Here is a 12,187-nt window from a genome sequence, read left to right on the forward strand (position 1 = left end):
ATTCCTATTCATGGCAGATGCAATGGCTGCACCTCAAGCCGCGCCACGCAAGAAACGCTCGCGCCTGATCATCGGTCTGTTGATCGTGCTGCTGGCCGCCGCCAGCTCCGCCGCCGTCTACTTTTTCCTCACCTCGAAAAGCGGTGCGGAAGACGTTGCCGCTGTCGAGGAGAAACCGGTCGAACCGCCGACACCGATCTTCGTCACCATCGCTCCGTTCACCGTCAATCTACAGAGCGACTATGGCGACCGTCTGCTGTATGTGGGGCTGTCGCTGCGGGTCGGTGATCAAGCCACCAGCGATTTCCTGGTCCAGCACATGCCCGAAATCCGCAGCCGGCTGCTGATGCTGCTGTCAGGCAAGAGCGCTGAGGAGCTGATCAAGCCGCAGGGCAAGGTCGAGCTGAAGCAAGAGATTCTCGGCCTGTTCGACAAGCCGATCACCACGCCGCAGCCCGAGCTGTCGATCGACGACGTGCTGTTCTCCGATTTCATCGTGCAGTAGGCGGCGCCAGGTTACCCATGTCCCAAGACGATTTGCTGTCGCAGGAAGAGATCGACGCCCTCCTCAACGGCGTCAGCGGCGACGACGACAAGCAAGCCGAAGAGACGCCCGGCGAGAAGCGCACCCGTCCGTTCGACCCGGCCAATCAGCACCGGGTCATCCGCGAGCGGCTGCAGTCGCTGGACATCATCAACGAACGCTTCGCACGCCTGTTCCGCGTCGCGCTGTTCAACCTGATCCGGCGTAGCGCCGATATCACGGTGTCCGGCGTGCGCTATCAGAGCTACAGCCAGTTCGCACGCAACCTGCCGGTGCCGACCAACCTCAACCTGATCAGCCTCAAGCCGCTGAAGGGCACCGCGCTACTGGTGTTTCCGCCCAGTCTGGTATTCATGGTGGTCGACAACCTGTTCGGTGGCGACGGCCGCTTCCCCACCAAATCGGACGGGCGCGAGTTCACCGCCACCGAGCAGCGCATCATCCAGCGCCTGATGTCGCTGGCGCTGGACGGTTACGGCGACGCATGGAAGTCGGTCTACCCGCTGGAGGTCGAGTACATGCGCTCGGAGATGCAGGTGCGTTTCGCCAACATCACCAACTCACCCAACGAGATCGTGGTCAACAGTACCTTCCATCTCGAAGTGGGCAACCTGGCCAGCGACTTCAACATCTGCATTCCGTTCTCGATGATCGAGCCGATCCGCGACGTCCTATCGAGTCCGATCGGCGTCTACGGCAGCAACGACGCCCAGTGGGAGTCGCGCATGGCCGGCGAGATTCGTCAGACGGAGGTCGAGCTGATCGCCGACTTCGCCGATATCGACGCCACCCTGGGCGAGGTCATGGCGCTGGAAGTCGGTGACGTCCTGCCTATCGACCTGCCGCAGGTTCTCGACGTGAGGGTCGACGGCGTGCCGGTCATGGCCTGCGAATATGGCACGCGTCAGGGCCAACGCGCTCTGCGCGTCAAGCATCTGATCGACCATGGTACCTATTCCGCCATGAAGGATTTCGACAATGAGTGACGACAACAAGCCCGGCTCCCCGGCCGACGACGCCAAGCCAAAGGATGAGCAATCCCAGGCGGCGACACAGGAAGACGCCGAAGATCTCTGGGCTGCCGCCATGGCCGAACAGGGCGTCGAGCCAGAGCCCGAGCCGGAACCCGAGCCGCAGCCTGCCCCCAGGCCGGCACCACGGCCGGAGCCCAAACCGGCCAAGCAGAGCAAAGACAGCAACGATGCGTCCTTCGTCAGCGCCGCCGACGAGCGCACGATGTTCCAGTCGTTCGACGAGGGCGGTCCGTCGCACCCGACCCGTGATCTGAACATCATCATGGACATCCCGGTGAAGCTCTCGGTCGAGCTCGGGCGCACGCGCATCACCATCAAGCAGCTGCTGGAACTCGCCCAGGGCTCGGTGGTGGAGCTCGACGGCCTGGCCGGAGAGCCGATGGACATCCTGATCAACGGCTATCTGATCGCCCAGGGCGAGGTCGTGGTGGTCGAGGACAAGTACGGCATCCGTATCACCGAGATCATCACCCCCTCCGAGCGCGTGCAGAAACTCAATCGATGAAGGAAGACCTTGCCCGCCAGGCCGAGCCGCTGGTCGGTGGCACCGGCAACGACATCGGCCTGCTGATGATGGGCAAGACCGCCGTCTCACTGCTGGTGGTCATTGCCATCATCCTGCTCTGCACTTGGCTGCTGAAGCGCCTCGGCACGCAGCGCCGCGGCGGCGGCGGGCACCTGCGCGTGGTCGCCAGCACCTCGGTAGGCCAGCGCGAGCGCGTGGTCATCGTCGAGGTCGAGAATCGCTGGCTGGTGCTCGGCGTGGGCGGCGGCCAGGTCACCAAACTCGACACCCTGGACTCGCCGCCCGTACCGCCATCCGCGCCCGAGGCACCGGCAGTCCCGCCGCTCACGGGTAGCTTCGCCAGCCGCCTGCGCCAGGCGATGCAGCACAACCTGCGCCAATCCCTCAAGCCGCGCCAACCCCGGGAGGACGAGTCGTGAGTGCACGCTCCCGCCTCCCTGGCGTCTCCCTCGCGCTGCTTGCTATCGCCCTGCTGCTGACGCCAGCGACGCAAGCGCTGGCCCAGGCCCTTCCGGGTATCGTCAGCGAGCCGCTGAGCGACGGCGGGCAGCGCTGGTCGCTCAGCCTGCAGACGCTGCTGTTCCTGTCATCGCTGGCGTTCTTGCCCGCCCTGTTGCTGATGATGACCTGCTTTACCCGCATCATCATCGTGCTGGGGCTGCTGCGTACCGCCATGAGCACGCAGTCGTCACCGCCGACCCAGGTGCTGATCGGCCTGGCCCTGTTCTTGACCTTCTTCGTCATGTCGCCGGTGCTCGACCGCGTCTACCAGGACGCCTGGCAGCCCTATGCGGCGGAGCAGATCTCGCTGGAACAGGCGCTCGATCGGGGCAGCCAGCCGATCCGTGAATTCATGCTGGCGCAGACCCGCAAGAGCGATCTGGCGATGTTCGCGCGAATCGCCAAGATCGGCGACATGCAGGGGCCAGAGGATGTGCCGATGCGCATTCTGGTACCCGCCTACGCCACCAGCGAGCTCAAGACGGCGTTTCAGATCGGCTTCACGATTTTCATTCCGTTTCTGATCATCGATCTGGTGGTGGCCAGCGTGCTGATGTCACTGGGGATGATGATGGTGCCACCGGCGACGATCTCGCTGCCGTTCAAGCTGATGCTGTTCGTGCTGGTGGATGGCTGGCAGCTGCTGATCGGTTCGCTGACCCAGAGCTTCTATATGAGTTGACACGCATGGCCACCGCGGTGGCCGGCCCGGAGGTGTGCAATGACGCCCGAAATGGTAATGAGCCTGGCCTACCAGGGAATGAAGCTGACGCTGATGATGGCCGGCCCCCTGCTGCTCACGGCACTGCTGATCGGCCTGCTGGTGAGCCTGTTCCAGGCCGCGACCCAGATCAACGAAATGACGCTGTCGTTCATCCCCAAGATCCTCGGCGTCTTTACCGCCCTGATCATCTCCGGCTCGTGGTTGATCCAACTGCTGAGCAATTTCACCATCGAACTGCTGACGAACATTCCGCAGATGGTCAACTAAGCCGTCTCGCATGATCGATATCACCAGCGCCCAGTGGCAGGCCTGGCTGCAGCTGTTCGGCTGGCCCAGCGTGCGTATCCTGGCATTCCTGGCCGCCTCGCCGATCTGGAGCTGGTCGAGCGTGCCGCGCCAGTTCAAGCTGCTGTTCGGTGTGGCCATGGCCTTTGCCATCGCGCCGTCGCTGCCGCCGATGCCCAATGTGCCGCTGTTCTCGCTGGAGAGCGTCGGCATCATGCTACAGCAGATTCTGATCGGGGCCGCCATGGGCCTGGTACTGCGGATCATGATCGCGGTGGTGATCAACGCCGGCGAATACATCAGCATGCAGATGGGCCTGGGCTTCGCGACCTTCTTCTCGCCAGATTCAGGCACCAACACCATGGTGCTGTCGCGCTTTCTGGAGATGATCACGCTGCTGATGTTCCTGGCCCTGAACGGCCATCTGATCACCCTCGAGATCCTGGCCTGGACCTTCGAGGTGCTGCCGGTGGGTGCGACCTCGATCGACTTGAGCTTTGCCGAGACGCTGGCCCGCTGGGGCGGCACCATCTTCACCTCGGGACTGCTGCTGGCCCTGCCTGTGGTCGCATCGCTGCTGCTGATCAATCTATCGCTGGGGATTCTCAACCGTGCCTCACCGCAGCTGACGATCTTCTCCATCGGCTTCCCCATGACCCTCACCGCCGGTCTGGCGATGATTCTGGCGCTGACCCCCAACCTGGGTGGCTTTCTGAGCGACCTGTTCGAGCACCAGCTGCAGTTCATGCAGGGCATGATCGAACAGATGGCCGGCACTGGCTGATCTACCTGCCGCCTTCGGCATGACTCCAGAACATCGACCGAATACGACGACGCCCGGCTGCGAAGCGAAGCGCTTTGCAGCCGGGCGTCGTGTCGAGCCCACCGAACCTGATGGCGTGACTCAGATGGCGTTCTCCCAAATGACGTCACGATCCGCGTTCGTCAAACCAAGTCGAACAGCGAGGTGCCCTGGAGGTTCATGAACGACTTCTGCGCCGCCTGCAGTCCGACCTGACGCAGCACATATTCGGAGACGGCCGAGTTGTAGTCGAGATCGATCAGATCGCTCTTGGTCTGGGTATAGGCGACATTGCGATCGTTACCCACGGTATCCAGCACGTCGAGCTCGTTGAGACGCGCCCCTACCGAAGCACGCACGGTCAGCACGTTATCCAGTGCGTTGTCCATCTCGCGGCTGGTCGTAGAGAGCGTATTGGTGAAGGCCGCCTGCGCCTGATCGGAATCGATCGGGGTCTCCAGCACACCGAGCATCTTCTCGAGCGCGCCGAAGACGTCGGGACTCATATCCTGCGCCCGGCCCATGGTGAGCGTATCACCGTCAGCAGGGCGCCCCTCGAGCTTGAGACGTACGCCACCGATCTCAATCGCGCCGCTTTTACCGTCGTAGGTGCCGCTACCGCCCGGACCACCGCTCACGTTGTAATCGTAGGTGCCATCACCGTTATCACTGAAGCTGATATCGAAGGTGCTGCCATAGCCGTTTGCCGTGCTGTCGATGATTTCAGGCCCAGTGAAGGTGAGCGAGCCATCATTGGCGTCTCCCGCCCGGGCCAGATAACCGGCACCGGAGGCCACGCGCTGAAACACTTCGTCGCCGGTATTGCCCACCGCCATCAGGCGTGAAGGACCGACCTTCTGCTCGCGACCCTCGGCGGCCCCCTGGTAGCTGATGTTGCCGTTGGTTTCGACAAAAGGCGCCGCGCCATCCTTGTAGCCACCGAAGAGATAGTTGCCACTACCATCGGTGGCGTTGGCCTGACCCACCAGCGCTTCGTAGACGCCGCGCAGTTCACTGGCCATGGACTGGCGAGCGGCATCGTTCAGCGTACCGTTACCGCCCTGCACCAGCAGCTCCTTGGCCCGGACCAGCGCGTCGGTCATACTGTTGAGCGAACTCTCTTCCTGGCTCAGCGCATTGCGCGCGGTGATGCGGCTGTCTGACTGCTGGTTGTTGGTCGCCATCGACTGCGATACACCGACCGCACGCGCTGCCGCCTGGGGGTCGTCCGATGGGCGCACGACGCGCTTGCCGGAGGCGATCTTCTCGCCGATCTCCATGAACTGGCCCTGCTGCCGATTCATCGAACTGACGCTGCGCTCGAACATGATGACGGTGCTGACGCGCATGACACTCTCCTGACTGGGTGCCCGCGGCGGGCACGCGCTTGGTCGATTCGGTACACGGCCTTCTCCCTGGAAGGGCGAAGGCCAAAGACTTAACTTCTCAGGCCGAGAATCGTGTCGAGCACCGAGGTGCCGGCGTCGATGATCTTGGCGTTGGCGGTGTAGTACTGCTGATAGCGCAGCAGGTTGGCGTACTCCTCGTCCAGGTTGACCCCGGAATCGGCCTGCTGGTAGCTATAGAGCTGGTCAGCCAGCCCCTGCTGGGTGGTGAGGTTGGCATTGACGATCGCCGACTGATTGCCAACGTCGCTAACCAGTGCCGCGTAGGCACCGCTGAACGTGGCCTGCCCCCCCACCAGCTTCTGGTTCTGCAGATCCAGCAGCTCGAGAGCATTGCCGTTGTCACCGCTACCGCCATTGGCACTGGCAGCTGCCGCAAAGAGGCTGGTGTCAGTGAAGGCGATGTCGAAACCCGCCGCCGCATTGCGCGTCGGCTGTACCAGAAAAGTATCGCCATCGGCCGGCGTACCGCTTGGCGTCACCGAGACACCACCGAAGACCAGATCACCATCGGCGTTGGTTGCGATGGTCGAGGTCTCGCCGCTGGTCAGATTCTCCAGCTGATAGTCGCCGCTGGCGCTCTGATAGGTGAGCCGATAGTCATCGGCGCTCACCGACGCTGAGTCAACGTAGACGGCACTCATGCCGACATCAGAATCGTTGAGCTCATTGGCTTGTACATTAGGCGAACCGATCGAGAAAAACGCCTGTCCCGGATCGCCATCGAGATCGAAACCCTGCTCCTGCACCGCATTGAAGCTGCCCGCCAGGCCGACAGCCAGTTGACCGAGCTTGTTCTGCGCCCCGTCGAGAGTGTCGTTGCGGAAGCGCAGCAGACCGCCGAGTTCACCGCCCTGGATGACGGAGGCATTGAGCTCTCGCACGCCGCCCGACGAATCTCGATAGCCAACGGTCGTGTTGGCCCCATCCTCGTTGCCATTGATGGCGCGAAGCTGGAAGCTCCTATTGCCTGCGACCAACGGCTGGCCGTTGGAGAGCGAGACCTGATAGGTCGAGCCATCTTGCACAGCAACATCGACATCCACCAGCTTGCTCAGATCGCCGACCAGCTTGTCGCGCTGATCGAGCAGCGCATTGGGCTCTTCCCCCGATCTCGCACGCGCCAGGGATATTTGCTTGTTGAGATCGGCCACCTGAGCACTGAGATCGTTGACTTGAGAGACAACGCTGCCGATCTGGCCGTTGACGCCGTCACGCATGTCCTGAAGATACGTATCGAAGGCCCGAAACTGGGCCACCATGCTCTGTGCCGTACCCAGTACGCCCTCACGGGCCGCCGCATCCGACGGTGAACCAGAGAGATCCTCAAGGCTGGAGAAGAACTTCTGCACTAGCGTCGTCAGCCCGGAATCGCCATCCGCCAGCAGGTCATCGACCTGGTTGATCTGCTTCTGATAGGTTTCGAGCGCCGTCTCGCGACTGTTGGCCTGGTTGAGCTGACCACTGATATAGGCGTTGTACTGGCGCTGAACGCCGTTCACCTTGACGCCGGTGCCCATCTCACCGCTGCTGGCACTCTCACCGAGCTGGACCAGCTGGCGATTGTAGCCATCGGTATAGACGTTGGTGATGTTGTTACTGGTGGTGGAGAGTGCGGACTGCGCCGCGCCCAGACCGCTCAATCCAATCGAGAACAGGCTCATGTCGAATCCCTGTCAGACGCCATACCACATGGCGAGTTGCAATCACGTTGAAATCTTTATCGGCGCCGGTGCAGCGCGCTTTAACGTTTCGGGCGTTGATTTGGCAATGTTTTGTAATCGAGCTTGGTGCCACCGGACGCCCGGTATCGAGATCAGAACAGCGTGGTCGGTGCCCGTGCCAGCGAGTAGGGATCGGAGACCGCTGCAAGGGTCGGCTCGGCGGATACCGACGCCAGATCGCCCAACTGGCCGATGATCCGATTGAGCTTGTCGGCATAGTTGGGGTCGGTGGCGTAGCCGGCTCTCTGAATCGCATGGGCTGCCTGCTGCGGCGAGGTGGCGGCGACCACGTTGCTATAACGCGGGTTGTCCCCGATCAACGCCGCGTAGTCGGCAAAGGCATCGGCGTAGGAGTCGTAGACGCGGAAGCGATCCACGGTCTGGATCGGCCGGCCATTGACATACTCGGTGGTGGCGATATCGGTGGTCTTGCCCTGCCAGGCGCTGCCCGCCTTGATCCCGAACAGGTTATGACTGTTGTCGCCGGATTCCGTGGGAATCTCCCGCTTGCCCCAGCCCGTCTCCAGCGCAGCCTGGGCGAGAATCAGCTCGGCGGGCACGCCGGAAGCCTGCTCGGCGCGCTTGGCCGGTGCCGCCAGTTTGGCGAGGAAGTCGGCAACATGTGCAGCGCGCCCGGCAAACTGGGTCGCCGCGCCGGCAAGACTGGCCGCCGATGTTGCAAGCTGACCTGCGGCTTCTCCGGACGTCACGTCGCCCTCTTGTTGCACCATGGCCGTCGGCGAACGTAGTGCGTTCGTCAGCGGGGTGGGGATGCCACGCGGAATCCCGGCGATCAGCTTGCCGATATCCTCCTGCTGCGACTGAACCGGCTGGGTGCCGGGCAAGCCGCTGCGCTCGAGCTGCGTCACCAGCTGCTCGGCCAGGCCGAAGCCTTTGCCGGCCAGCTGCTGGGACCACTGCTGGTCCTGCATCGACTGCAACAAATCGCCCTGCTGGCTATGCAGCAGATCCGACTTGGGGGTGGCTTCGCGCATGCTCTTGAGCATCATCTGCAGGAAGACCGCTTCGAACTGCTTGGCGGCCTCCTTCAGGCTGCCTTGAGGCGAATGACCAGCGCTGTACTTGAGCTTCTGGATACCCTGGACATCCAGCGCAAACTGCGACGAGAGGTCGTTGCCGGTCATCAGATGATCTCCAGTTCGGCGTTCAGCGAGCCGGCGGCCTTGAGCGCCTGCAGGATCGACATCAGATCCTGGGGTGAAGCGCCCAGCGCATTCAGCGCATTGACCACGTCCATCAAATCGGCACTGGTCTGCACCATCTGCAGCGCGCCGCCCTCCTGCTGCACGTTGATATTGGCGTTGGGTACGATCGCCGTAGTGCCTCCGGATAGCGCGTTGGGCTGACTCACCTGCGGGTTGGAGTCGATCACCACCGAGAGATTGCCGTGAGCGACCGCTGCACGATTGAGCGTCACCGTATCCGACAGCACCACCGAGCCGGTACGCGAATTGACGATCACCTTGGCTGGCCCGCGGTCGGCAGTCACGTCGACTCCCTGAACCCGCGCCAGAAAGTTGACTCGAGCATTGGGATCCGCCGGTAACTGCAGCCGCACGGTACGGCCGTCCAGCGCCGCAGCAACCGGCGCGCCGAACTCCTGATTGATCGCTGTCACCACACGCCGCGCATTCTCGAAATCCGAGCGCTTGAGGAACATGTCTAGAGAACCATCGGCGGCTCCCAGACGCACCGGCACCTCCTGCTCGACGAGACCGCCGCCAGGGATACGCCCCGCTGCCTGGTGATTGATCGCCACGCTGCTGCCTCCGGCTTGAGCGCCGACGCCACCGACGTAGACGTTTCCCTGGGCCAACGCGTAGACACGGCCATCTGCCCCTTTCAGCGGGGTCATCAGCAGGGTGCCGCCGCGCAGACTGTTGGCGTTGCCCACCGAGGAGACGGTGACATCGATCTCCTGCCCCTGACGCGAGAACGGCGGTAGCTGGGCGGTGACCATGACCGCCGCCACGTTGCGCAGCTGCATATTGGTGCCAGCCGGGACAGTCACGCCGAGCTGCGACAGCAGGTTGACGATACTCTGCCCGGTGAACGGCGCCTGGGTGGTCTGGTCGCCGGTGCCATCGAGACCGACCACCAGGCCGTAGCCCACCAGCGGGTTGTCGCGCACACCGGCGAAGTTGGCCAGATCCTGAATCGGCTGAGCCTGGACGCCGGCAGTGGCTGCCAGGGTCACGACGAGGAGCAGCCAACGAGAAAGACGGGTACGGCAGCGGCAGAGCAGTGTCATAAGCATCAGAACGGCGCGATGTTGAGGAAGAAACGCTGCAACCAGCCCATGGTCTGCGCCTCGTTGATGTAGCCGTCGCCGACATACTCGATACGGGCATCGGCGACCTGAGTCGACTGCACGGTGTTGGAGCCGCTGATCGAGCGCGGGTTGACCACCCCGGAGAAGCGGATGTACTCGGTGCCCTGATTGATCGCGATCTGCTTCTCGCCTCGCACCTTGAGGTTACCGTTGGCGAGCAGATCGTAGACCGTCACCGTGATGGTGCCGGTAAAGGTATTGTTGGCGTTGGCGCCCCCCGATCCGTTGAAGACATTACTGCCCTCGACATCGGTGCCGTAGTCCTCGAGCACGCTGAGCGGGCTCGGTACTTGGTTGACGGTCAAGCCGATGGTGCCGTCGCGCGATGCCTGCGCTGCAGAGCTCTTGCTCGCGCTCACCTGCTCGTCGAGCACGATGGTGATGATATCGCCGACCTGGCGCGGGCGCCGATCCTCGAACAGCGGCTGGAAGCCGAAGCGCGCCTGATAGATCGAGCCGTTGGCCTGAGACGGCGGCGTCGAGGGGATCTCGACCGGCGACGAATTCTCGACCACCGAGTGGCGTGGTATCTGAGCACAGCCGCTCAGACCCACGAGCAGGCAGAGCAGCACGACACGGTGGCTGCGAAAGCCGCCCTTGGTAAGCAGCCGCCAGGTGCGCAACAGCAAAGATCCCATGAATGCTTGGCCTCGGTTACAGCTGGCTCAGACGCGCGAGCATCTGATCGGAGGTCTCGACGGCCTTGCTATTGATCTCATAGGCGCGCTGGGTCTCGATCATGCTGACCATCTCCTCGACCACGTTGACATTGGAAGTCTCCACGTAGCCCTGATAGACCGTGCCAGCGCCTTGCAGACCCGGGGTCAGGCTGGTGCTAGGACCGGACGCATCGGTTTCGAGATAGAGATTCTGGCCAATGCTCTGCAGACCGGTCGGGTTGATGAAGGTAGAGACCATGATCTGCCCCACCTGATTGCTCTGCGAGGTCCCCGGCTGGGTGACCGAAACCGTGCCATCCTGGGCCACGGTGATCGACAGCGCGTTCTGCGGGATTGTGATCGGTGGATCCACCGGATAGCCGCCGGCGGTCACCAATTGGCCGTTCTGGTCGACCTGAAAGCTGCCATCGCGGGTGTAGCCGGTGGTGCCGTCAGGCATCTGCACGGCGAAGAACCCTTTACCGTTGATCGCCAGATCGCGCGAGTTCTCGGTATTCTGCAGCCCACCCTGGGTGTGCAGACGCTCGGTGGCCACCGGACGCACACCGGTACCCACCTGCATGCCGGAGGGCAGCGTGTCGACGACCGACGACTGAGCGCCGGGCTGGCGCACGTTCTGGTAGAGCAGATCCTCGAACACTGCGCGCGAGCGCTTGAAGCCGTTGGTCGAGACGTTGGCCAGGTTGTTGGAGATGACGTCCAGCTTGACCTGCTGCGCTTCCAGCCCGGTCTTGGCGGTCCAGAGTGATTTGATCATGATGGCATTCTCATAGTCGTGAGCTCGGCACCGAGCGGGCTCAGGTCAGCGACAGCAGGCTATTGGCACGCTGCTCGTTTTCGTCCGCGCTCTCGATCATCTTCATGTGCATGTCGTAGCGGCGGGAGGAGTCGATCATCGAGATCATCGCCTCGGTGGGCGTCACGTTGCTGCCCTCGAGTGCGCCAGGGATCAGCCTGAGGGTATCGTCCGCTGGCACCGGGTTGGCGTTCTGCTGCCCCGGCGGTGGGGTCATACGAAACAGTCCATCTTCGCCACGGACCAGATTCTCATTGCCGGGTGCCACCAATTTGAGCTTGGCCAACGGGGCGATGGAGTCAGGGTTCTGGCCCGGCTCGAGCACGCTGATCGAGCCGTCCGCGCCGATGGTGACATCGGCGCCGACCGGGATCACGATGGCCTGACCGTTATCGCCCATCACCGGGTTGCCGAGCGAGGTCAATAGCCCGGTGGCATCGACCTGCAGGTCGCCGCGTCGGGTATAGGCTTCACCGCCGCCTGGCGGCTGCACCGCCAGCCAGGCATCACCTTGCAGCGCCACGTCCAGGCTGCGCCCGGTGGTGCTGATGTTGCCCTGGGTGAAGTCGGATCCTGGCGTGGTCATCATCGACGCAACGCGTGTGGGCAGACGCGCCTCCCCTTCGATCGGGACGGCGCGCATCGCCATCAGCTCACCGCGGAAGCCCGGGGTCGACACGTTGGCCAGATTGTTGTTGACCACCGCTTGTTGCGCCATGGTCTGGCTGGCACCGCCGCCGGCAGTGTAGAGAATTCGGTCCATCTTGAGGCCCTCGGAGAACGACACCGTTGCCGGTCATAAAGACCGGCAA

14 protein-coding genes are annotated in these 12,187 nt (G+C 62.9%); 7 read left to right on the plus strand and 7 right to left on the minus strand.

The genetic code is table 11. From position 1 onward, the window contains the following. The first annotated feature begins 10 nt into the window (after positions 1-10). The 7 genes from fliL to fliR are packed head-to-tail and all read left to right on the plus strand — an operon-like array spanning position 11 to position 4,398. Positions 11-505, plus strand: a complete 495-nt coding sequence (fliL, locus tag QO259_RS08885) for a flagellar basal body-associated protein FliL (protein ID WP_285952540.1) — start codon at positions 11-13, stop codon at positions 503-505. 17 nt (positions 506-522) lie between these two features. Continuing rightward, positions 523-1,530, plus strand: a complete 1,008-nt coding sequence (fliM, locus tag QO259_RS08890) for a flagellar motor switch protein FliM (protein ID WP_207035798.1) — start codon at positions 523-525, stop codon at positions 1,528-1,530. Next, the gene (fliN, locus tag QO259_RS08895; protein ID WP_285952541.1) at positions 1,523-2,083 is read left to right on the plus strand and encodes a flagellar motor switch protein FliN; all 561 of its coding nucleotides are present in this window, start codon (positions 1,523-1,525) and stop codon (positions 2,081-2,083) included. Before fliM ends, fliN begins: the two co-directional genes overlap by 8 nt. Further along, entirely contained in the window at positions 2,080-2,523 is a 444-nt protein-coding gene (gene fliO / locus QO259_RS08900; protein WP_285952542.1) for a flagellar biosynthetic protein FliO, read from the plus strand. Before fliN ends, fliO begins: the two co-directional genes overlap by 4 nt. A 50-nt stretch (positions 2,524-2,573) precedes the next feature. Beyond that, positions 2,574-3,287, plus strand: coding sequence for a flagellar type III secretion system pore protein FliP (fliP, locus tag QO259_RS08905; protein ID WP_502949149.1), 714 nt, complete (start codon positions 2,574-2,576; stop codon positions 3,285-3,287). Between the two features lie 39 nt (positions 3,288-3,326). After that, on the plus strand, positions 3,327-3,596 hold the full coding sequence (fliQ, locus tag QO259_RS08910; protein WP_035473267.1) for a flagellar biosynthesis protein FliQ: 270 nt from the start codon (positions 3,327-3,329) through the stop codon (positions 3,594-3,596). A 10-nt stretch (positions 3,597-3,606) separates the two neighbouring features. After that, the gene (gene fliR / locus QO259_RS08915) at positions 3,607-4,398 is read left to right on the plus strand and encodes a flagellar biosynthetic protein FliR (protein ID WP_207035804.1); all 792 of its coding nucleotides are present in this window, start codon (positions 3,607-3,609) and stop codon (positions 4,396-4,398) included. A gap of 161 nt (positions 4,399-4,559) precedes the next feature. Here the strand turns inward: fliR and flgL are convergent, their stop codons facing one another. The 7 genes from flgL to QO259_RS08950 form a co-directional block, all read right to left on the minus strand. Beyond that, positions 4,560-5,765 (minus strand): flagellar hook-associated protein FlgL, encoded by a 1,206-nt coding sequence (gene flgL / locus QO259_RS08920; RefSeq protein WP_285952543.1) that lies wholly within the window; start codon positions 5,763-5,765, stop codon positions 4,560-4,562. 89 nt (positions 5,766-5,854) lie between these two features. Beyond that, positions 5,855-7,486 (minus strand): flagellar hook-associated protein FlgK, encoded by a 1,632-nt coding sequence (flgK, locus tag QO259_RS08925; RefSeq protein WP_285952544.1) that lies wholly within the window; start codon positions 7,484-7,486, stop codon positions 5,855-5,857. A 152-nt stretch (positions 7,487-7,638) separates the two neighbouring features. Beyond that, entirely contained in the window at positions 7,639-8,691 is a 1,053-nt protein-coding gene (gene flgJ / locus QO259_RS08930; RefSeq protein WP_285952545.1) for a flagellar assembly peptidoglycan hydrolase FlgJ, read from the minus strand. Further along, positions 8,691-9,818 (minus strand): flagellar basal body P-ring protein FlgI, encoded by a 1,128-nt coding sequence (locus QO259_RS08935; RefSeq protein WP_502949150.1) that lies wholly within the window; start codon positions 9,816-9,818, stop codon positions 8,691-8,693. Before QO259_RS08935 ends, flgJ begins: the two co-directional genes overlap by 1 nt. Before the next feature lie 5 nt (positions 9,819-9,823). Further along, a complete protein-coding gene (locus tag QO259_RS08940; RefSeq protein WP_285952547.1) occupies positions 9,824-10,537 on the minus strand; it encodes a flagellar basal body L-ring protein FlgH in 714 nt (237 codons plus the stop codon). Positions 10,538-10,553: 16 nt separating this feature from the next. Continuing rightward, a complete protein-coding gene (gene flgG / locus QO259_RS08945) occupies positions 10,554-11,336 on the minus strand; it encodes a flagellar basal-body rod protein FlgG (RefSeq protein WP_035473254.1) in 783 nt (260 codons plus the stop codon). Positions 11,337-11,376: 40 nt separating this feature from the next. Beyond that, positions 11,377-12,138, minus strand: coding sequence for a flagellar basal body rod protein FlgF (locus QO259_RS08950; protein ID WP_285952548.1), 762 nt, complete (start codon positions 12,136-12,138; stop codon positions 11,377-11,379). Between the last annotated feature and the right edge of the window lie 49 nt (positions 12,139-12,187).

This window comes from Salinicola sp. JS01 (genome assembly GCF_030284585.1).
Lineage (GTDB): Bacteria > Pseudomonadota > Gammaproteobacteria > Pseudomonadales > Halomonadaceae > Salinicola.